The sequence below is a fragment of the Streptococcus suis genome (genome assembly GCF_017601095.1).
GTDB classification, from domain to species: Bacteria; Bacillota; Bacilli; order Lactobacillales; family Streptococcaceae; genus Streptococcus; species Streptococcus suis_Z.
Genome location: NZ_JAGFUX010000007.1, coordinates 22,757 through 43,032, shown reverse-complemented (window position 1 = coordinate 43,032; position 20,276 = coordinate 22,757). Strand labels below are relative to the sequence as shown.

At 36.8% G+C, this 20,276-nt stretch carries 22 protein-coding genes and 1 pseudogene; 6 read left to right on the top strand and 17 right to left on the bottom strand.

Annotated elements, in window-relative coordinates:
* Positions 1-88 precede the first annotated feature (88 nt).
* A complete protein-coding gene (locus J5566_RS07065; protein WP_105111887.1) occupies positions 89-952 on the top strand; it encodes a helix-turn-helix domain-containing protein in 864 nt (287 codons plus the stop codon).
* Positions 953-1,056: 104 nt separating this feature from the next.
* Here the strand turns inward: J5566_RS07065 and J5566_RS07060 are convergent, their stop codons facing one another.
* The 6 genes from J5566_RS07060 to J5566_RS07035 form a co-directional block, all read right to left on the bottom strand.
* On the bottom strand, positions 1,057-2,931 hold the full coding sequence (locus J5566_RS07060) for an SAG1250 family conjugative relaxase (protein WP_105111888.1): 1,875 nt from the start codon (positions 2,929-2,931) through the stop codon (positions 1,057-1,059).
* Positions 2,918-3,283, bottom strand: coding sequence for a plasmid mobilization relaxosome protein MobC (mobC, locus tag J5566_RS07055; RefSeq protein ID WP_105111889.1), 366 nt, complete (start codon positions 3,281-3,283; stop codon positions 2,918-2,920). Before mobC ends, J5566_RS07060 begins: the two co-directional genes overlap by 14 nt.
* Before the next feature lie 2 nt (positions 3,284-3,285).
* The gene (locus J5566_RS07050; RefSeq protein WP_105111890.1) at positions 3,286-3,648 is read right to left on the bottom strand and encodes an SAG1252 family conjugative relaxosome accessory protein; all 363 of its coding nucleotides are present in this window, start codon (positions 3,646-3,648) and stop codon (positions 3,286-3,288) included.
* Positions 3,649-3,987: 339 nt separating this feature from the next.
* The gene (locus J5566_RS07045) at positions 3,988-6,306 is read right to left on the bottom strand and encodes a hypothetical protein (protein WP_208562683.1); all 2,319 of its coding nucleotides are present in this window, start codon (positions 6,304-6,306) and stop codon (positions 3,988-3,990) included.
* A gap of 10 nt (positions 6,307-6,316) precedes the next feature.
* Entirely contained in the window at positions 6,317-7,363 is a 1,047-nt protein-coding gene (locus J5566_RS07040) for an RNA helicase (RefSeq protein WP_105111893.1), read from the bottom strand.
* Positions 7,345-8,934, bottom strand: coding sequence for an ATP-dependent nuclease (locus tag J5566_RS07035; protein WP_105111894.1), 1,590 nt, complete (start codon positions 8,932-8,934; stop codon positions 7,345-7,347). The genes J5566_RS07040 and J5566_RS07035 overlap by 19 nt, the downstream gene beginning before the upstream one ends.
* A 186-nt stretch (positions 8,935-9,120) precedes the next feature.
* Between J5566_RS07035 and J5566_RS07030 the strand changes: the two genes are divergently transcribed.
* The 5 genes from J5566_RS07030 to J5566_RS07015 are packed head-to-tail and all read left to right on the top strand — an operon-like array spanning position 9,121 to position 12,013.
* The gene (locus J5566_RS07030; protein ID WP_208562682.1) at positions 9,121-9,813 is read left to right on the top strand and encodes a S24 family peptidase; all 693 of its coding nucleotides are present in this window, start codon (positions 9,121-9,123) and stop codon (positions 9,811-9,813) included.
* A gap of 2 nt (positions 9,814-9,815) precedes the next feature.
* A complete protein-coding gene (locus tag J5566_RS10700; protein ID WP_096811956.1) occupies positions 9,816-9,950 on the top strand; it encodes a hypothetical protein in 135 nt (44 codons plus the stop codon).
* Positions 9,951-9,955: 5 nt separating this feature from the next.
* Positions 9,956-11,371 (top strand): Y-family DNA polymerase, encoded by a 1,416-nt coding sequence (locus J5566_RS07025; protein WP_208562681.1) that lies wholly within the window; start codon positions 9,956-9,958, stop codon positions 11,369-11,371.
* On the top strand, positions 11,368-11,718 hold the full coding sequence (locus J5566_RS07020; protein ID WP_105111897.1) for a hypothetical protein: 351 nt from the start codon (positions 11,368-11,370) through the stop codon (positions 11,716-11,718). The genes J5566_RS07025 and J5566_RS07020 overlap by 4 nt, the downstream gene beginning before the upstream one ends.
* Complete coding sequence (locus tag J5566_RS07015) at positions 11,705-12,013, top strand: DUF5960 family protein (RefSeq protein ID WP_012775536.1); 309 nt, start codon at positions 11,705-11,707, stop codon at positions 12,011-12,013. The genes J5566_RS07020 and J5566_RS07015 overlap by 14 nt, the downstream gene beginning before the upstream one ends.
* A gap of 8 nt (positions 12,014-12,021) precedes the next feature.
* Here J5566_RS07015 and J5566_RS07010 read toward each other — a convergent pair whose 3' ends face one another.
* From J5566_RS07010 to J5566_RS06965, 11 genes and pseudogenes are all read right to left on the bottom strand, one after another.
* Positions 12,022-12,318: a hypothetical protein gene (locus J5566_RS07010; RefSeq protein WP_208562680.1), complete on the bottom strand. Its 297-nt coding sequence runs from the start codon at positions 12,316-12,318 to the stop codon at positions 12,022-12,024.
* A 49-nt stretch (positions 12,319-12,367) separates the two neighbouring features.
* A pseudogene (locus tag J5566_RS07005) lies at positions 12,368-12,703 on the bottom strand (DUF5945 family protein); the annotation flags it as partial.
* A gap of 213 nt (positions 12,704-12,916) precedes the next feature.
* Positions 12,917-13,573 (bottom strand): GmrSD restriction endonuclease domain-containing protein, encoded by a 657-nt coding sequence (locus tag J5566_RS07000; protein ID WP_105111899.1) that lies wholly within the window; start codon positions 13,571-13,573, stop codon positions 12,917-12,919.
* Between the two features lie 143 nt (positions 13,574-13,716).
* Positions 13,717-13,842: a hypothetical protein gene (locus J5566_RS10695; protein ID WP_269088170.1), complete on the bottom strand. Its 126-nt coding sequence runs from the start codon at positions 13,840-13,842 to the stop codon at positions 13,717-13,719.
* Between the two features lie 146 nt (positions 13,843-13,988).
* A complete protein-coding gene (locus tag J5566_RS06995) occupies positions 13,989-14,528 on the bottom strand; it encodes a T6SS immunity protein Tdi1 domain-containing protein (RefSeq protein ID WP_105111900.1) in 540 nt (179 codons plus the stop codon).
* Between the two features lie 9 nt (positions 14,529-14,537).
* A complete protein-coding gene (locus tag J5566_RS06990; protein ID WP_208562679.1) occupies positions 14,538-16,415 on the bottom strand; it encodes a polymorphic toxin type 15 domain-containing protein in 1,878 nt (625 codons plus the stop codon).
* Complete coding sequence (locus tag J5566_RS06985; RefSeq protein WP_202854133.1) at positions 16,415-16,672, bottom strand: hypothetical protein; 258 nt, start codon at positions 16,670-16,672, stop codon at positions 16,415-16,417. Before J5566_RS06985 ends, J5566_RS06990 begins: the two co-directional genes overlap by 1 nt.
* Positions 16,673-16,901: 229 nt before the next feature.
* On the bottom strand, positions 16,902-17,267 hold the full coding sequence (locus tag J5566_RS06980) for an immunity 22 family protein (protein WP_105111493.1): 366 nt from the start codon (positions 17,265-17,267) through the stop codon (positions 16,902-16,904).
* A gap of 3 nt (positions 17,268-17,270) precedes the next feature.
* Positions 17,271-19,034: a pre-toxin TG domain-containing protein gene (locus tag J5566_RS06975; protein ID WP_208562678.1), complete on the bottom strand. Its 1,764-nt coding sequence runs from the start codon at positions 19,032-19,034 to the stop codon at positions 17,271-17,273.
* Positions 19,034-19,240: a hypothetical protein gene (locus tag J5566_RS06970; RefSeq protein ID WP_105111767.1), complete on the bottom strand. Its 207-nt coding sequence runs from the start codon at positions 19,238-19,240 to the stop codon at positions 19,034-19,036. Before J5566_RS06970 ends, J5566_RS06975 begins: the two co-directional genes overlap by 1 nt.
* A gap of 108 nt (positions 19,241-19,348) precedes the next feature.
* Positions 19,349-20,218: a polymorphic toxin type 15 domain-containing protein gene (locus J5566_RS06965; RefSeq protein ID WP_208562677.1), complete on the bottom strand. Its 870-nt coding sequence runs from the start codon at positions 20,216-20,218 to the stop codon at positions 19,349-19,351.
* Positions 20,219-20,276: the final 58 nt, after the last annotated feature.

Below are 20,276 nucleotides of genomic sequence, written 5' to 3'. Positions count from 1 at the left end.
AAATAGTAATTTTATTTAACAAGAATTTGCCATTTTTAACTAAATTATATATAATAGAGGAAGATGAAGCAGAAAGGATTATTGTTTTATGACTAAATTAGCTGAAAAATTCAGAATCAAAAGAAAAGAACTAGGGCTTTCCCAACATGTTCTTGCAGAAGGGATTTGCGAACAGAGCCAGATCAGTAAGATTGAGAGAGGACACTTCATTCCATCCGCTGACCTTTTGTTTAAACTTTCTCAGCGACTTGAAGTCCCATTAGATTACTTTTTCAATGAACAAATTGAAGTCAAGTCTAACCTGTCCAACTTCAAACACCTATCTTCCCGTCTACTAGACGATAGGAATTATGACGATTTAGAATATCTTTATAAAATAGAGGTTGGCCGAAGCACTTTTCTAACACTAGAAGACCGAACTTATCTTGAATGGATTAAAGCTATCATTGACTTCTACCAATATAACCTTCAGTTTGAGGCCATCTCCTACTTGGAAAATATATTATCAAAAGTATCCTCAACTACTTTAATTTACTTAAAGACATTGAACACACTATCTAATTTCTACTCCCTCGTTGGCCGTGAACAAGAATATGAAGCAAACTACTCTCATTTAATGGAGTTGTATCAGACAAAAAATCTAGATCATCAAGAGTTTTTATTTGGTTACATCAGAGTTCGCTACAACTACGCTCACTATTTAGTGTCAAAGGAAAAATATAACGAAGCCGTCCAAGAAGCTCTTGAAACGATCGAGATCTGTAAAGAGCGGCAAACAAGCTACCAACTAGCTCCCCTACTCATTCTTGTCGGAAATGCTGGAGCTCAATTTCTAAACAAAGAAGAAGTCAAAAATTATTATATAGAAGCAAGAGAGTTATGCAAGATTTATAACAATCCTTTAATGCTGATGAAGATAGAAAATTATTTAAAGAAATTAGATTCTATTTAATCTATCTTGATATTGGAATTCTACTTAAACGTTAAATAACCTATGAGGCTGATAGTGAAATTAATACTATCAGTCTTATAATTTTCCCATGGTATCTCAAACAACTAAATTGATTTTGTTTCCTGTTTTAATTTAGTGATATTTTGATTTCTAGTGTTATCAAGTATGTTGATAAACTTCTCTAATCTTCTTATCTCATATTCGTAGTCATCTATCCATTTCGTCATGGAGTTTTGATTTTCTGCTATCTCCTTCTCTACCTGCTCCAGTTTAATGGCTGATGTCAGGTTCATCTTGGCGTAGTCATATCTAGCTAGCCGTCTGTTTTCTGGGTCTGCGTTATTAAGATTTAGCAACACTTCCGCCACCTTGTTAAGGTAAGCAAGTTTATCCTGATAATCCGTAATCATCAACTCCAGTTGAGCAATATCCTGAATCATTTCGTTCTTAATCTCTTGATAGGATTTATTGTCAGTATCCAGGTCAATCAAAAGATTAAGCTCTGCAATTTTTTCTTTGAGGGTATCAAGTGTTGGTCGTCTGCGTTTAGGGATATGCTTGCTGTCGTGTGAGAGTTGACGAATCAGATCTCGGCCTCTCATGTACTTATTGAGCTGGGCATTGTCTCTGTCATAGATAAAAAATTGGGCAGTCTCACGAATAAAAACGTGATAGGTTTTTCCCGTATCCGTTTCTTTAATATCCAGGTTACGGTTTGGTATAAAGACCAAGCCGCCTTTTTTGATGCCATAATTGATTCTGACAAAGAGACCGTCCTTGACTAACTTGTCAATCTGGTGCTCTGCTAAAACAACTTCAAACTCCTGAACCTGGTCTCGTGTTTCTTTGAAATCCGTATAGGATGGCCAAAGTTCTTCGTTAGGCAGCCTATCTTTGTTCATTTCCTCCTGGTACTTTTCAAAATCTGACATAAGAGTTTCCAGGCTAACGTCTGGGAGCTCTTTCTCTTTAGAAAAATAGTCTTCAAAAAACTGGACATCGTAAAGACACTTGGCACTCAACTTCTCATTTTTTATGGCTATGCTCCTGCCATTCTCTGATAAAGTAAAGACAACGTGTTTCTGTCTGGGAGAAATGATCAGGTTCAGCTGCTCTGCCATTTTAACCAAATGCTCCAGGCTCCTAGCCTTGGGTAAAAGAAACTCCAGTCGCTCTTCAATACCTCGTTTCGCAAACTGCTCCCGAAAATAATCCTCGGTGTAGGGTTGGCGTTTGTTGAGCTGGTCGCCGCGAATGACCTGTTTCATGTTACGGTCAGTCATCAAAAAGCGGGCATGCTTACGAGAAAAATCCATCTCCACGTTTAGAGCAGGAGCCTTGTCCAAAAAATCTTCAAAGCTCCTGCTATTTCCCATGAGAAAGTAAAGTCGCTGCTTGAGTTCGAACTTATTGTTGGTTCTGCGATAGGTCTCAAACTTTTCATGCAAGTAACGATTAGGGCTGATGATTTTTGCTCCAGCTTCTTTGGCAATGCGATCTGAAATCAGACGAAGGTTTCTCTCCTGGGCATAGTCCCATTTGAGTTTTTTATCTGACTGCTTATCCACGGCGTTAATCAAGATATGGTTATGGATATGGTCCTTATCAACGTGGGTCGCAACAATAAAACGAAAACTCCCACCTGTTAATTCTTTAATGGTCTCATAGCCAATGCGGTTAATCTCTTCAGGTGTGAGCTTGTCATCAGGGGAAAAGGATTGGATCAGGTGGTGGGCATGGATTTTCGTTTGCTTGACCTGTTGCCGATCATTTCTGGAATCGTAGAGCCTATCGTTGTTGACAAAGTTGGCATGATACATTTCCACCAATTCTTTATAGCTAGGAAAGTCCAGGTAGTTGCTCATGCCAAAATCAGAGACCAGTTTCAGCTTCTTCGTCTTTTCTGGATTGAGAATATACTTGATGAGGCTCTTACGATACTTGGTGTTATGCACCGCAAAGTGTTTAGTGACGACCATAAAACTCCTTCAGCTGCTGACTCTTTATGTTAAAGTCCTTCTCCACTTCCTTGATGAGTTGGCCAATGCCTTGCACCAAAAATCCACGGTCGCTTGGTGTTAAGATGTGAGTCTGGTTGACGGTCCGTGCGATTTGATTGAGGTTGTTTCCGATTCGTCTCAACTCAAATACCAAGTCGTCATAGTTACTGGTGTCAATGGTCAGAAATGTCATGTTGGGATTGAGCAGAACTTTTCTAGCATAAGCAGAGAAATTTTTACAGCCACTCTGCCCGATACGGTCGTTCAAAGTTGCTAACTCCTGGTCCGTTAGAAAGACTTTTTTGAGGTTAGTGCGGTAACGATTTTCCATGTTTAACCTCCCATGTACTTGTCACGAAAATCTGGACTGAGTGGGATAGACTTCTCTACTTCAGCCATCAGCTCTTGCACACAGATCAAGATAATTCGAAAGTTCTCTGCCGTGACCTGCTGGGTCTGTTCAGCCAAGACAGTCACCTGTAAGATGTCACGGCTAATTTGTTCAATCTTCTGGGACTGCCAGAGGGTAAACCAATCCGTAACCAACTGTCTTCCCTCAGCCAACTCCTTCAGCTTTTGACGGACAAAGGGAGAGAATTGCTCGGCATGTTCTTTCCTCATCAGATTCTGAATCAGCTCCAGTTCCTCTGGTGTCAGATTAATTTCCTTACGGATAGTGCGATAGTGTTCTGTCATCTCGTTATACTCCTTCTCTACTTGCCTCTATCGGGTCTAACCCGATACCGTATCAGATACGGGGGGCTTCCTTCAGCCTCATCACTTCGCTTTTCGGCTTTTGCGAGCTCAGTTATTGTGTCCACAATAACCCAAAATCTAATCGCCAGCTGAATCCAAACCTTACAGGTTTGTCAGCCGACGATAAGAAACTATGGTGGCTTCGCCCCCAAACCCCTAAGAAAAAATCAAGGATTGATTTTGTTGGGAATGATATTAGGATAATAGAGATGATTTGGAAAAGGTATCACATTACAGAAGAAGGTAAAAAAAAAGAGAGCTAGATGCTCTCAAAAAACTCTATACAAATTTAATTCTCTCTGGAGAACCAAGAGATGTAAATATTATACTCTCTGGAAAGACATAGTTATGTTTAAAAATATAATCAATTAACATTCTAGTCGATTCTGGATAGTTTTTAAAATATTCTTTATAAGCTTTATCTCTATATATGACACTTTGTTCCATTAGAGAAATATATGAGGTGTTAGCATTACAGCTTGATTCTATACAATATTTCATAACATATTGTGACAAACTACCTGAGTCTACTCTAGTTTTATCTCCCTTTTTATCTAAATATTCAATAATTGTATTAACTGGTTCAATGATATAATGAGTTCGTCGAGCTTGTAAAATAATATCAGACCAGTTCTTTATATACTCTGGCGCTTGATTGCTTAAAAAATTTTTTAGATATCTAAAAATATACTCTATTAAACTAAATGTATAGAAACCATCAACTGGGAAATATGTTGCCAATACTGATTGACTTCCTAACCCGAGAAACATATTTCCAATATTTAAATAATGAGAATCCAATACCTGTGTCTGACAGGCCCCCAATATTGTGACAACAGGTACAACTTTTAAAGTATTTTCTAACTCAATCATATCAATTTCATCATCGCCAATATGAAGTTTACCTATCTGATCTGGTTGATTTCTACTCATTTCAGGCATACTACCATGCCCATAGTAAATAAAAAAAGTTGAAGGATTTTCATTCATCGTACGAATAAAATCGGTTTTATTTCTAACTTCATAATAATTAACACAATAGTTAGGAAAATACTTTTTCAATAACTCACCCAATCTTTTCCCATTTTTATATAATGTATCATTAGAGTTAAGTGTATTGATAATTAAAAATGACACGGTAGCTTTTGGAATTTCACTTTTAAAGTTAAGTTTAGCTGAATTTACTAATGTATTACCAGGAATAATTGGCAATCTGCTGATTGATTTTATTAAGCCTAGAGGAGTATCTTTATATTTAACCCATTCAATTGGTGCATCTGTAATAAATTTTATATGCTTTCCATGTTTAACAATTATATCAATAAAGCCATCATCTAAAGATAACTTTAACTTCTCAGATATTTTATGGAAATTATTATTGAATTTTTCAATTTCTGATAAATTGGAATTCTTCATTATATTTTTAAACATATGCGAATACCACAAGGTAATATCTTTGGAAGGTATGTTAGGTAAGCGCACATACGGAGATTTTGCATCTAGTGTAAAATTAAGTGATAAGGAATCTAAAATTGAGTTTTCTGATGCTCTATCAGAAATTATTGGTAACATCCTTTCAAGATCTTTGCCGTCCCCTATTCCATAATATCCTGAAAAATCATATATCTGCCTAAGAACAGGTTTAGATAGTCGTAACTGAAACTCTCTATTTAGTAAATCAACACTTGTTTTATTTACCATCGGCAACACAAATAACATATCTGTACGATAAACTATTTCGTCAAATTTTTCAAAAAAATAATCCGATAGATTCAAAAAATATTTTTCAAGAATATCCAAGTCTAAATCTGCAGTATCTATTGAATCATCCCATTTCCTTATAATTTCAATCAAAGAATCAATTCCTTTTTCATGTTTTGCAAGATATATGATATACTTTTCTGCAATTAGGAGCTTTAAATAATATTTCAAATCACTTATCGCTTGTTCCTCTACCACTAGTTTTCCTTCTGTTGTTGGGTTATCAAATGGTTTTGGTTCCTGCCTATTTTCAAATATAGATAGGTACAAACCTCTATTACGATTGATTGCAATCTCTAAAGGTCGCAAAAAGTGCTTGTGAGGTATGCTAATCGGCTCAATTTTTGTTTTATCAGAGATTGTAACTTTGTTAGTTATTATCTGGCTAGCATTGATACTATTTTTTTCTACAATCAATTGTAGTTGGCTGATAGGGATATCTACTCCGTCTTCTAAAAAAATCACAGGTAGTGTAATTTCTTGTATTTGTTTAATAAAAGGATGGTCTCTTAATTCTTCAGGAATGAAAACACAGCCTAAAGGAGTTTGCTTGATTAAATCAATGATACCATCTTTATTCTTATTTAAAAGCTCTATGTTTATGTATTCTGTAATATAATTTTGTTCTTCAATAATTGAAGATAGTGGCCAAGGAATAACTAATTCTTCAAGACTTTTAGGAAGATGAGCAACTAAGTATCTTGATTGAGTATGAGTCACAATGTTCCTGTTAAAACGATAGGAGAATGTGTCTCTTTCAATAAAATTTGGATTATCATGATTATTTGTAGTTAAAAAATAACTTACAAATGGTATGTTTGAAAACGGTTCTGTCATATAATTTCCTTTACTTTATCTTTTTATAATCCGTTAAATCTTTTTGATTTACAAAATATAGGTTCCCTCTCGTACGAGTACATGCAACATAAAATTTACTCTTAGTTTGTGTAGATAGATCGCTTAAGCGACCAGAATCAAACAATTTATATGTTTTTGGGTTTAGTACTACACATACATTTTCATATTCTGAGCCTTTGCTATCTCCCCAGTTCTGGCTTTTACAATCATAATCATAGGATTTTTGATAAAAAAGTTTCATAATACTGTCATCTGTCATGATTGATTCTATTTTATCCTGTGAATCTATGAACAAAATTTTTGTAGTTTGATTTTCTTTTTTCTGCGATGAAATTTCAATATCTAAGCTTTCAACAATGAAGTCACAAACTATCTTTGGACAACGATAACTTTTTGACAAACTTGACAAATCAATTTTAAATCCTGAATCAGAAATAACTTTTAACCAATTCTCAAAACTAGAATGAATACCTTTCCCCTTATTCCCTCTCCTTGAAGTTTTAAAAGTTTTTTGATAAAAATCTCCAAGTAATAGAACGTCTGCACTAAGTTTACTTAGGCTTAAAAGCCAATCAAAATCGTCTGACTCAAAATCCTGACATTCATCTATAAAAACACAATCAAAAAATTTATCAATTCTTTCTAAATATGAATTATCAAATTGGATATTGTTCCTTTTATAAATTAAGACCCCCCTTAATAATGACTTAGAAAGTTGATTCTGAATAATTCTTCCAGTAGTATCTATTGAATTATTATCAAACCTACCTTGAGTTTCATAGTCAAAGTTTATTCCTTTTGGTCGTTTTCCTAAATATGGCACTAAGCAAAAACTATATAGAAACTCAAAGACACCAAAAATAAAAGTATACTCAGGAATATAGCCCAATTTGTCAATCAGCTTTGCTCTAATTGTATTCTGGTTCGTTTCAGTGTATGTTATAATAAGATTTCTTTTTTGTGGGTCTATACTTTCGATTATTTTAGTCGTTTTGCCACTTCCAGCAACCGCATGAATTAGTCTTTTATTATCCATTCAATTGCCTCTTTAATATAATTGGGTAAAATAAACTCTTCACTTAAATTACTAGTTTCCATTTGTTCTAGTAGTCTAAGTGCGAACTCAGACTTTTCCCTGAGCATGTATCCTATTAAATCATTAGATTTGGTTAAACCTAAAGAATCTAACAAATCTGAGTTACAATTATAAATGCATATTTCAAATGTTCGATTCTCATTATCTAAATCAGAAGAAATTTTTATATTTTGGAATCGCTGATAAGAACTATACTTTGACTGTACATTCCTTGCATAATCACCATCATTATCTGTGATAACTGCTACATTTTTATCAGTAAAATTGGTTGCAATTTCTAAATACCTTTCAAAACTTAATCCATCTACTGAAATAATTGATACATTAAATTCTTCAGGCTTTTTAGAATGGAGTATTTCAAAAAACTTTTCTACTAAAATATATTCCGCATTCCCCTCAACAAGAATTATCTTCTTACCTAGAGAAAAGTTCAATAAATTTTGATTGGTAGACTTTTTGAAGAATCTTATCGTATCTTTTTTCAAACTTTCAAGTTTAGATATCTGACCATTATCTAAAAAAAGAAGATTGTCCACACCTAATCTTGAAGCAATCATATTTGAATGAGTCCCAATAAAAACTTGAACACCTGTATTTGAACTTAACATTTTAACCAATTTCTGGAGGTTTTGGAAGCTCAAATGATTTTCAGGCTCCTCAATAAGCAGTATTTTAACAGTTTCCTTGAGATGACTGTACGCATTTTCGACTCCTAATAGTACTTTTTCTCCCTGCCCTAAATTTTTTATATCTACACCATTTTTTACAGCCGATACTGAATTTCTAAATGAATTTTCTGATTCATCAAAATGAAGTTGGAATTCTGAAGCATTTTCCGTCAACAATTCGTCCTTCCTTAAATTATTTAAAAAATTAAGTGAATTTATCCTGTATTGATGATTAACTTTTGCTCTATTTTCAGCTGAAATATTATCTAAATACACCTCATGGATACGTTTTTGAATCTCTTGTTGTGTATCGATGAGACTAGTATTTATTATTGAATGTAGAAACTTATACGGTTTATTGTAAGAGGAGTAGGGTTTCCCTGAAAATGTCAAAAATTCAACTTTATAGAACTCAAATGGAAAGACTGTCCAATTACTATCATTTAAGACAGAAGTAATTTCAGCAATATAATCTTGATTGGGAGCTATTTTTAATGAAAGTCCAAAAGCTTTGATTTTTTGAGAGTTATGATTTCCTTCAATATTGAAGTTAGAGGAAATTTCAGTACTTAATTCATCAAAATATATTTCAACGAAGACCTCAGGGAGCTGATTGATATCCCTTGTACCCATAAATTCTATAATCGATTCTTGATTAATGATACTAGACAAGCTACTTCTTTCAATTTGACTGTGACTACCGCTCAGCACCAAACCAATTCCATATAATAGTGTCGACTTCCCAGCACCATTCTCCCCAACAAAAATATTTAATTCAGAATTACAAGTAAAATCAACTTTCTGATAACGTTTAAAGTTTTGTATTATTATTCTTGATATCATACTGCCCACCTTAATCTCGCACATTAGTTAAATAGTTATTTATTGAAATTATATCACATAAATCGTGCTATTATTTTAAAATTGCTAATTTAGGATCCGTTTTACATTACTTTCCTCTTGCATCTTAAATCTTTTATGATATAATTTTGTTAGTTTATAAAACAACGATAGTTTTCAGGAGGTAATATGTTTTCTGGTAAACGATTAAAAGAAAGACGCATAACACTTGGCTATTCTCAATCTGAACTAGCTGATAAACTTGATATAAACCGCTCTTCTTATTTTAATTGGGAAAATGAAAAGACTAAACCAAACCAAAGCAATCTCAAACAACTGGCTATCCTATTAGATGTTCCTGAAACATATTTTGAGTCAGAATATAAAATAGTCAATACTTATCTTCAGCTTTCTTTACAGAACCAGGAAAAAGTAGATAAATATGCTGAAGAATTACTTCAAGAACAAGGGACTCACAATAAAATTATTCCGCTATTTTCTGTGGAAGTCCTATCTGAGATCCAACTATCTGCTGGTCCTGGTGAAGGTCTATACGATGAATTTGAAACTGAGACTGTCTATTCGGAAGATGAATATACAGGATTCGATATAGCAACATGGATTTCTGGTAATTCTATGGAACCTGTTTATAAAGACGGTGAAGTTGCTTTAATCAGGTCAACTGGTTTTGATTACGATGGAGCTGTATATGCCTTGAATTGGAATGGATCGCTCTATATCAAGAAACTCTATCGTGAAGAAGATGGATTCCGAATGGTTTCCATCAATCCAGATGTTGCCGAGAAATTTATCCCCTTTGAAGATGAAATCAGAATTGTTGGCAAGGTTGTAGGGCACTTCATACCTGTGATTGGAGGGTAGAGATGTCAAAGTTTGTTAAAGAAATGATCTACCTCAAGGAAGACCGCATTATCTTATCTCTTGAAAAAGAAGAATACGACGTAACAGACCATTTGACAGAATTGGTCGATGAATTAGCAAAATTAAAAACAAGGTGAATAGTATGGGCTATATCGACTATTCAAAAGAACCACGTAGCGATATTGCTTTTGTTGATATGAAATCCTTCTACGCATCCATCGAATGTGTTGAGAGAGGACTTCACCCGCTCCATACTTCACTTTGTGTCATGAGTAGGGCTGACAACTCTTCTGGTCTAATTTTAGCCTCTTCTCCAATGTTCAAAAAAGTATTTGGTAAAGGAAATGTCGGTAGAGCCTACGACCTCCCCTTTGATGTTCAGACAAGAAAATTTAACTACTACCGTGCTAAAATCTCAGGATTACCAACGGATGCAAAATTTGTTTCCTTCATAGAAAATTGGGCCAAGCGTACATTTATAGTGCCACCCAGGATGGACTTGTACATTCAAAAAAATCTTGAAATACAAAAAGTATTTCAAAATTATGCAGATCCGACCGATATTCTGCCCTATTCTATTGATGAAGGATTCATAGACTTAACTTCATCGCTAAATTATTTTGTTGAAGACAAATCTCTAAGTCGCAAAGATAAGTTAGATGTGGTTTCAGCAAAAATTCAACACGATATTTGGGAAAAAACGGGTGTCTATTCAACTGTTGGAATGAGTAATGCCAATCCACTTCTAGCTAAGTTAGCACTTGATAACGAAGCTAAAACCACTGCTACCATGCGTGCCAATTGGTCTTATGAAGATGTTGAAACGAAGGTCTGGAATATTCCCAAAATGACTGACTTTTGGGGAATAGGTTCACGAACAGAAAAACGACTAAACAAATTGGGAATCTACAGCATTAAAGAATTGGCCAACTGTGACCCTACTATCTTGAAAAAAGAATTTGGTGTTATTGGAGTACAACATTGGTTTCATGCTAATGGTATTGATGAGAGCAATGTCCATGAACCCTATCTGCCAAAAGAAGTTGGGATTGGTAATTCACAAGTACTTCACAAAGACTATACACGTCAAAGCGATATAGAGCTTGTCCTACGTGAAATGGCAGAGCAAGTTGCGATTCGGCTACGCAGAAGACACAAAAAAGCAACCGTTGTTGCCATAAATGTAGGCTATTCAAATTTCGAAAACAAGAAGTCAATCAATGTTCAGAGAAAAATTAACCCCAATAATCGTACGCTTGTTTTTCAAGATGAAGTTGTTTCTCTCTTTCGTTCAAAATACGATGGAGGGGCAGTTAGAAGCATTGCTGTAAGGTACGATGGATTGGTAGATGAAAACTTTGCTGTGATTTCACTTTTTGATAATTTTGAAGAAAGCGAAAAAGAGGAAAAATTGGAGACAACCATTGATTCCATTCGTGATCGATTTGGATTTCTTGCTGTACAGAAAGCTAGTTCTTTATTAGAAAATTCAAGGGCAATTGCTCGCAGTAGATTAGTCGGCGGACATTCCGCTGGAGGATTGGAGGGATTAAAATGATTGATAGAAGTTATCTGCCATTTAAGGTTGCTAGAGAATATCAAGACCGAAAGATGGCCAAGTGGATGGGATTTTTCTTATCAGAACATACGGCAGGACTTGATAGTGAGCTTAATAAAGTTGACTATACTTCTGAGTTATCAATTTCAGATAAACTACTGCTACTCAATCAATTATACAGTAATCAGTTGAATGGTATCTTTGCAGTTCCTGGACAATATTACACTGGAAAAGTTGACAATCTGACTTTTAACCATGTTTCATTGAAGACAAAAACGGGCTTTGTTAGCATTCCAATCAAGGATATTCTTTCAATTGATTTGGAGGTAGAGTATGAATCAGCTTGATTTTAATAAGAACCAACTCCAGATGGACTATTTTAGTGACAGTTACCGAAAATTTGAAGCGGATTTCTATCGCTATTCTGCTCTAGATACACCACTAACATTTTTAACAGATGATATTATGCTTGCCATGGCCAAATCTCAAAAATCCTATTTCAAATTGAACAAAGAAAACGCTAAAGATTATCAGGACCATTATTTTATGTTCAATGTTGAACCTTCACGAGATAATAATCTAGTTAGGCTATATTGTTACGATTCAACGATGACACATATTTCAAAAAACAGGCCAAAATAATTGGTCTGTTATTTGTTATTATTGCTCTCTCGCCTACCTTGTCTAAATCTCTCAATGTTTTTTTCGAATTGTTCCATGTTAAGTTTATTTTTCGCTTCTTGGATCGACTTATCAAGACTTTGTTCCTCATCGGTTATAACGCTTTGAGATAATTCAACGTTCCTATCAGGCTTAAAATTTGTATCAAAAACCTCATCTAGGACTTGTTCTACTTTGGTTAGTTCAGTATCTGACATCTCTGATAGTCGATGGATCAGTCGTTTAAATTGAGCCTGGTTTTGTTTTTTCTTTTGAAAAAATTTCATTATATTCTCCTTCAATTGTAAAAAGGTAGCCCGCATAGGACTACCTGACTTATAAATCATCAATGGCTACTGAAATAGCCTGCAACTTTTTATTTTGGATTTTCTTTTCATCAATCAATTGATGAAGTTCTTCAATTTGCTTCTGACAGGTGGAAATATCCTTGTTGTTTTGTGCAATGGTATCAGCCAAGTGTTGTTTATAGTCACTTGTGATATTTACCTTCTTCGGCTGACTTTGTTTAACGGTTGGTGCGAGCGTTTGTACATCTTTAGATTCTGACTCCTTTTGTTGCTGTTCAAAAGCAGCAACATAATCTACTTCTTCAATTGGTTCTTCATCCTGTTTATGGAAAAGTGCTGCGATTTTAGCTCGTTCTTCATGGGTGGGCTCTGCATGCTATATACATAGACATTCAAGTTTAGCTCTTTCTCCTATACTTCACCCCTATACGACTCAAGCCTTTAAACAAAAGCTTTTGCTATTCCCGACTATCAAAGGTTTCTAGGCTTTCACCAACAAACCAAATACTTAAACGTGATGTGATAGCAAACCCCAATACTGATAGAACGAAAAGATGAAGTTTACTTTGGAATAATACTATGAAACGAAACAAATCCATTTCATTTGCGGAATTCCGTTGCAGTGTTCTTTCAATTTCGTTTTTAATAGTTTACCTTCATCTTTAAAAAATATTTCGAATATGTGTGTATTTATTTCTTTCTCTCTTTTGCAGATATCGGATTTTGAAAAATTTATCTTCGGTTGATTAAAAGCTTTATTAACTAGCAATTCTTTTTCACACACTTTAATTGCCTCACATTTCTTTGAAAATGATTCATTTTTTATTTGACCGTTGGTCTCTTTTGTCAGTAGAGCAATATTCCCAATTCGATTTTTTAGTTTGGTATTTTCAGAGTTAAATTTATTATAGTATTGATTTTGAGGAATTATGTGTTCAAGTTCCCATTTTAATCGTTCATTGAAAGCATAATCACTCAACATTTCATTAATATTCTTAGGAGAACAGAATACTGATATAGAAATTAAGATAAAGCGTGTAAACTTCTTATGCTTTCTGTAAAAATTAGAAATCTTCGGATTAACATAACTATCATATACATTGTAATGTCTCCTTACATAACGAATGAGATGTTCAGCTAAATCATCAGAATTTGCAATAGGAAAAATTCCAATTTTATTACTAATATCATCTAAAATGAATTCATCATACATATTACTCAAAATATATTCCATAACTTGACACCGTATTAAAATCTGTTTTTCTAATTATAACACAAAAAACTGCAACCTTTCAATCACAGTTTCTTACAAATCTACCTCTGTTCCGTCTAAAAATCTGACAGTTATCTGCCCATTTTCTTATATTGTAATCTTGTTTAATTCATATCTCTCAGTTTACCTCCACTCTCCACCACCTCATCCACACTGCCACTTAAACTCTTGGCAAAAGCTTGAATGTTATCCGCCAACCCAGACAATTTCCCTGGAGGTGGAGTAGGCATAAAGCCATCAATCAATTGTGGTTCTAAACCAATGTTGAGGCGGACATTCTGTGCTGCTTTGCTGAGGGTGTCATCGACATGGCGGAGCTGGCTAGCGAGGTTATCAGCTACTTTTGTGAAATTACATCTATTCCTTTGACAAATTATTAGTCACCGATACCTCCAGCCAATTGAGTAATTAGCAAGATATGCTCAAATATTTTAACTTTACTCAAATGGGTGATATCCTTAGGACCACCTAATGCTAACAAGGGAACAAAACCAAAACACTGATTATAGTCTAGATGACCATGTTGCTCAACAGCTTGGTAATAGAGAGGAAGTTCGAAATACTCTTCTTGAAATTCCACATCAGATAAGTCATTTAAAAAATAGTGCAGATTCTCAGTAAAAATATCAAAATTCCCGTTTTTATACTCTAACAATCCAAGATACTTGTTTTCTTCAAAAGTAATGATGTCTCCAAAAGCCGTCGCAAATATTGGGATAGAAACATTTCCTCTAAAGTAAGTTTCTTGTATCAATCCAAGATAATCATCTGGATTAATAACTTTCAAATAACCATTTAAAAATGTTCCTAAGCCATCTTCCTGCCATATGCGGAGTAGTTCTTCAGGAATTTGGTCTTGATATTTTTCAACCACTTCTTGAGGCATTTCGGCCAATTTTATAAAATCTTTGATCATTCGCTTCTCCTAATATGTTAATTTTACATTCAAGTAAGTACTTCGTAATTGATCAGGTGTCATTTCACTTGCCATTCTCTTGATTTGATCATCAACAATGTCAATTCGGTATCTCCATTGTGAACCAATAGAGGAATTGATTCTTGTATCTCCCATGCCACCTATCCGATCAGCAAAACCTCCTGCAATTTGGTCTGGATTGTGCAGTGCTGCTTGTGTATCTAACCATTCTTGAGCTCTTATTTTTGCTTCAGAACGACTAAGTCCCATTTCTCTAAATTCGATAACTTTATCTGCTAAAGCCTTCTTTCTGGCTGCTTGCTGTGCCGCATTCCCCTCAATTGCCCGACCTTCAGCAATGTATCGTTCACGATTATCTAAGTATTCCTGAACCGTTAATTGATTCATTCCTGCCTCTTGATCTGTCAATTGACGTGTAAATTCTATCTCATCATGTTTCTGACTCTGCTTAAATTTTACTTCAATTTCTTTTAATCGTGGTACATCATCTCCCGACTTCGCACCAGCTTCAACCACCTCATCCACACTGCCATCCAAATTCTTGGCAAAGGCTTGGATGTTATCCGCTAGCCCAGATAAACGACCCGGTGGAGGTATTGGGATAGCTCCGCTGACTAGCTGGGGCTCAAATCCAATGTTATTGAGACTAAAATTCTGTGCTGCAGTACTGAGTGTCTCATCCACATGACGAAGTTTACCAGCAACGTTGTCAGCTAGTGATGATACCTTATTAGTCACTAAATTGTCAAGTTGTTTCCCAAAATCATCGATTTTAGTCACAACCCTCTTCCCAAAGTCATCCACGTTCTTAAGAACAACCTTAAAATTATCGACATTCTTAGCCGCCTGCTCCATACCTTCTTTGAAGCTGGTTTTCAAACTTGCCTTGATGCCTGCCAAGCCTGCTACCTTACCTGTCTTAGCCAAATCATTGAGGTAACCAACACCTGGTACAAGGTCAAACAAGGCAAAGGCTCCACGCATCAACCGCTCACCATCATCAAGCTCACGACCAGTCATCCAGTCCTTACCTGAAGCAGCTGAATACATGTCCGCTGCCGCCAAAGCAACGCCTGCCACAGCTCCTGCAGGAGGACAGAAAATACTCAAAATAACAACACCAGCCGCTAATAGAAGGTCTCGTTTCCCCTCAAAAGCCGCCTTCTCATCATTAAGGGAATGATAAGTAAAGGCTCTAGTCTGATGACTAGCAAACAAGTAGTCCTCTTCGGTCAGCTTGCTCTCTTTATAGTCATCGCTAGACTTATAGGAGTCATACATGGCTTGGAGACGTGTCTTATAAGGATTGTCAACCTGATAAAGTTCCTTGAGACCAACTTCTTTGGCCAAGACTTCCCGAGTGCCCATGTACTGGCCAGCATCGCTATAGATGACCTCAGTTTTCTTAAACCCAATCTGGTTACTGGTCTTGTAGTCGCTGATGTTCAAGGCCTCTAGCCGATCCCCAACCTTGTCCAACTTTTCATAGAAAGGCTGGTCAATTTTATCCTTCAGGTACTGTTGCACCTTGCCCGCATAGGTTTCTAAAGCGGTCAGTTTAGACTGCAAGCTAATCGCCGTCACATGGTCATCATGGAAGTGAAGGTTGCCAATAGCCCCATCCACATCTAGCTCATTGATGGCCCACTTGGCCTTCTCCGTAATCTCAACCAGGGACTTGATCCGATTCGCAAAGCCCTGACTACCACTACCAACAATACCACTATAGGAGGACATGGCTGGACCGCCCCAGCTACTGTAACTGCCACCACTAAAACCACCACCGGAGCCAGTCTCAGTAACAGAGTCTAAAGCACCCTTCATTTTGCTCCACTTGTGAAGATGAAGCTCAACATTTTTAGTCATTAGCTTCCTCCTTCCTCTGGTGGGAACAACTGCCTCAAATTATCAGCCAATTGTCCACCGCCCTGCAAACTTTCTCGGAAAGCCTGGGCAAGAACCTCTCTAGGAATGATATCTCCAAACGTAGCGTTCTGGTTTAAATGATGAGCTTGACCAGGAATATTTTTATTTTTTCTTAACTCTCGATAAGATTGTACAAGAATCTCTGAATCACTTCCAAAATCATTATCAAATTTTATCTGTGATTTTTTTGACTCCACAAACTCATCAATCTTATTTGCTGTCCGATTAAGTTGTGATACCTCATCCGCATTTTTTACAACATCATCCGCAACTCCAACTGTCTCATAATCAAACTGTGGAGTGAAGATATTTCTAAGATTATTAACATTAAGGTGGAATCTCTGTGCGGCAGTGCTGAGTGTCTCATCCGCATGACGAAGTTTACCAGCTAGATTATCAGCTGCAGAGGTTACTTTACTTTATTATCTAGACTTCATATGAGGCAGTTCCAATCAATTCAAGAAAAAAATCATCCGTTTCTTTTCTTAATATTCGTTTATCATAGGAGTAATCATATATCAATATTATAGTATTGTACTCTCTTCCTGTTTCTAAAAACTGCTGTATTATCTGATTATCATATGAAAAACCTTCAAGTAAAACAGATAATGCTACTTCTTTGTTTTCAATCCAGTCACTTTCTATTAAATCTCTATCATAAAAACCTAGATGAAAATCTTTCTCAAAATTGGAGTCAATACTGTCTCCATCGTCAGTATATCCAACATACAAATATTTTTTTAAATCTTCAGCAGACTGAAAATTTCCAAGCCATAATGTTACTGTTTGCATCTTCTATCTCCTTAATCCTATTGGCAAGTCTAAGATACCGTTTTTCATACGTCGTTTCGCCCACTCATTTAACTCAACTACAAAATCCTCATATGTGCTCGCAGAATCAATAATTTTTAAAATTTCGTTATGGGCTTTAGTTGATCCTCGTCCTCCATGACGACCAGGAGGATTTATGAACTCTACATCTATAGTCAAAGTTCTCATCTCTTTTATATCGTCCATCGAAACACCCCAACTTTTAAATTTTGGTGTCCTAGAAACTAAATGCCATTCATGGTAACCCCCTGGTTTGCGGATTCTATCTTCTATTATTTTCCTTATTTGAGGGTTATCCCATAACTTTATAAATTCCTCTGAAGTTAGACTGTCAAACCACTTATTAAATTCACCATCTCTTACCGAAGGGATAACTACATCATCCACACTACCACTCAAACTCTTGGCAAAGGCTTGGAGGTTATCGGCTACTCCAGATAAACGACCCGGTGGAGGTGATGGGATAGCTCCGCTGACTAGCTGGGGCTCAAATCCAATGTTATTGAGACTAAAATTCTGTGCTGCAGTACTGAGTGTCTCATCCACATGACGAAGTTTACCAGCAACGTTGTCAGCTAGTGATGATACCTTATTAGTCACTAAATTGTCAAGTTGTTTCCCAAAATCATCGATTTTAGTCACAACCCTCTTCCCAAAGTCATCCACGTTCTTAAGAACAACCTTAAAATTATCGACATTCTTAGCCGCCTGCTCCATACCTTCTTTGAAGCTGGTTTTCAAACTTGCCTTGATGCCTGCCAAGCCTGCTACCTTACCTGTCTTAGCCAAATCATTGAGGTAACCAACACCTGGTACAAGGTCAAACAAGGCAAAGGCTCCACGCATCAAGCGCTCACCATCATCAAGCTCACGACCAGTCATCCAGTCCTTACCTGAAGCAGCTGAATACATGTCCGCTGCCGCCAAAGCAACGCCTGCCACAGCTCCTGCAGGAGGACAGAAAATGGTCAGAATGACAACACCTGCAGCTAAAAGAAGGTCTCGTTTCCCCTCAAAAACCGCCTTCTCATCATTAAGGGAATGATAAGTAAAAGCTCTAGTCTGATGGCTGGCAAAGATGTAATCCTCTTCGGTCAGCTTGCTCTCTTTGTAGTCATCGCTAGACTTATAGGAGTCATACATGGCTTGGAGACGTGTCTTATAAGGATTGTCAACCTGATAAAGTTCCTTGAGACCAACTTCTTTGGCCAAGACTTCTCGAGTACCCATGTACTGGCCAGCTTCGCTATAGATGACCTCAGTTTTCTTAAACCCAATCTGGTTGCTGGTTTTATAATCACTGATGTTCAAGGCCTCTAACCGATCCCCAACCTTGTCCAGTTTTTCGTAGAAAGGCTGGTCAATTTTATCCTTCAGGTACTGTTGCACCTTGCCCGCATAGGTTTCTAAAGCGGTCAGTTTAGACTGCAAGCTAATCGCCGTCACATGGTCATCATGGAAGTGAAGATTACCAATAGCCCCATCCACATCTAGATCATTGATGGCCCGCTTGGCCTTCTCCGTAATCTCAACCAGAGACTTAATCCGATTCGCAAAGCCCTGACTACCACTACCGCCAATGCCACTATAGGAGGACATAGCTGGACCGCCCCAGCTGCTGTAACTGCCACCACTAAAACCACCACCAGAGCCATTCTCTGTCACAGAGCCTAAAGCACCCTTCATTTTGTTCCACTTGTGAAGATGAAGCTCAACATTTTTAGTCATTAGCTTCCTCCTTCCTCTGGTGGGAACAACTGCCTCAAATTATCAGCCAATTGTCCACCTCCCTGCAAACTATCACGGAAGTTCTGTGCCAGAACCTCATCTTGTTCTAGCCATTGATTCATCAGGAAGAAAACCTCACTATTGGCTCGACTGTACAAATCACCAACCTCATTGACCTTGTTAAGCATCTTAGCGTAATGTTCCATCGCCTTAGAAGCCTCACCACCCTTATCGGATTAGGGGGCATTTCATACATCAGACTAATGGGATTTTTTTAAATATATTCGTTTTCAGATTTTTATTCTATGTGTGTATTATTTTACAATAAAATGAGGAATAGTTTTTTCATTCGCTGTAATAGACTCCTCAATTCCAGAGCATTTACAAATTGAGTGAAATTGTTGAGTATCTAGCCATTTTTGTGCTTCCTGTTCTGCTTTATCAATAGGCATATTTGCATTGATTAACTCTTCAAGTTTATCTTCAAATGCTTCTTTACGGGCAGCCTGTTGTGCCGCATTCCCTTCAAGTGCACGCCCTTCTGCAATATACCGTTCACGGTTATCCAAATATTCTTGAACCGTTAATTGATTCATACCTGCCTCTTGATCGGCCAATTGTCGTGTAAATTCTGCCTTATCGTGTTTCGGATTCCGATTGAATTCTACTTCAACTTCTTTCAAGCGTGGAACATCTTCCCCCTTACGAACAATAACATCCGCAACGTCATCCGCAAAGTTATCACTCACCTTGCTGGCTTGACGACTGGCGCCTCTCGCCACATCATCCACACTACCATCCAAACTTTTCGCAAAAGCTTGAATGTTATCCGCTAGCCCAGACAATTTCCCCGGAGGTGGAGTTGGCATAAAGCCATCAATCAATTGTGGTTCTAAACCAATGTTGAGGCGGAAATTCTGCGCTGCAGTGCTGAGGGTGTTATCGGCATGGCGGAGCTGGCTAGCGAGGTTATCAGCTAAGGAGGCGACCTTACCCTTGGTTAGATTGCCAACTTGTTTGGCGTAATGATCTATATTTTTAAGAACATTGTCCCCAAACTGACCGACATGCTTAACCAAGCCCTTAAAGCTATCAAGGTTCTTAGCTCCTTGTTCCAAGCCTTCCCTGGCTGGTCCGGAGAAACTCTTTAGCGGCCAGTTTACTGCCTGACTTGGCCACATCATTCATATAGCCAACACCAGGATTCAAATCAAATAAGGCAAAGCGAGAGACTACTTTCTA

Excerpts from the sequence above, each read along its gene's own strand:
- J5566_RS07065 (WP_105111887.1), top strand. The coding sequence starts at position 89 with ATGACTAAATTAGCTGAAAAATTCAGAATCAAAAGAAAAGAACTAGGG.
- J5566_RS07020 (WP_105111897.1), top strand. The coding sequence starts at position 11,368 with ATGATTGATAGAAGTTATCTGCCATTTAAGGTTGCTAGAGAATATCAA.
- mobC (WP_105111889.1), bottom strand. The coding sequence starts at position 3,283 with ATGGAAAATCGTTACCGCACTAACCTCAAAAAAGTCTTTCTAACGGAC.
- J5566_RS07050 (WP_105111890.1), bottom strand. The coding sequence starts at position 3,648 with ATGACAGAACACTATCGCACTATCCGTAAGGAAATTAATCTGACACCA.
- J5566_RS06980 (WP_105111493.1), bottom strand. The coding sequence starts at position 17,267 with ATGCAAACAGTAACATTATGGCTTGGAAATTTTCAGTCTGCTGAAGAT.
- J5566_RS07035 (WP_105111894.1), bottom strand. The coding sequence starts at position 8,934 with ATGATATCAAGAATAATAATACAAAACTTTAAACGTTATCAGAAAGTT.
- J5566_RS07025 (WP_208562681.1), top strand. The coding sequence starts at position 9,956 with ATGGGCTATATCGACTATTCAAAAGAACCACGTAGCGATATTGCTTTT.
- J5566_RS06995 (WP_105111900.1), bottom strand. The coding sequence starts at position 14,528 with ATGATCAAAGATTTTATAAAATTGGCCGAAATGCCTCAAGAAGTGGTT.
- J5566_RS07015 (WP_012775536.1), top strand. The coding sequence starts at position 11,705 with ATGAATCAGCTTGATTTTAATAAGAACCAACTCCAGATGGACTATTTT.
- J5566_RS06975 (WP_208562678.1), bottom strand. The coding sequence starts at position 19,034 with ATGACTAAAAATGTTGAGCTTCATCTTCACAAGTGGAACAAAATGAAG.
- J5566_RS07045 (WP_208562683.1), bottom strand. The coding sequence starts at position 6,306 with ATGACAGAACCGTTTTCAAACATACCATTTGTAAGTTATTTTTTAACT.
- J5566_RS06965 (WP_208562677.1), bottom strand. The coding sequence starts at position 20,218 with ATGATGTGGCCAAGTCAGGCAGTAAACTGGCCGCTAAAGAGTTTCTCC.
- J5566_RS07010 (WP_208562680.1), bottom strand. The coding sequence starts at position 12,318 with ATGAAATTTTTTCAAAAGAAAAAACAAAACCAGGCTCAATTTAAACGA.
- J5566_RS10700 (WP_096811956.1), top strand. The coding sequence starts at position 9,816 with ATGTCAAAGTTTGTTAAAGAAATGATCTACCTCAAGGAAGACCGCATT.
- J5566_RS10695 (WP_269088170.1), bottom strand. The coding sequence starts at position 13,842 with ATGCCTACTCCACCTCCAGGGAAATTGTCTGGGTTGGCGGATAACATT.
- J5566_RS07040 (WP_105111893.1), bottom strand. The coding sequence starts at position 7,363 with ATGGATAATAAAAGACTAATTCATGCGGTTGCTGGAAGTGGCAAAACG.
- J5566_RS07030 (WP_208562682.1), top strand. The coding sequence starts at position 9,121 with ATGTTTTCTGGTAAACGATTAAAAGAAAGACGCATAACACTTGGCTAT.
- J5566_RS07000 (WP_105111899.1), bottom strand. The coding sequence starts at position 13,573 with ATGGAATATATTTTGAGTAATATGTATGATGAATTCATTTTAGATGAT.
- J5566_RS07060 (WP_105111888.1), bottom strand. The coding sequence starts at position 2,931 with ATGGTCGTCACTAAACACTTTGCGGTGCATAACACCAAGTATCGTAAG.
- J5566_RS06970 (WP_105111767.1), bottom strand. The coding sequence starts at position 19,240 with ATGGAACATTACGCTAAGATGCTTAACAAGGTCAATGAGGTTGGTGAT.
- J5566_RS06990 (WP_208562679.1), bottom strand. The coding sequence starts at position 16,415 with ATGACTAAAAATGTTGAGCTTCATCTTCACAAGTGGAGCAAAATGAAG.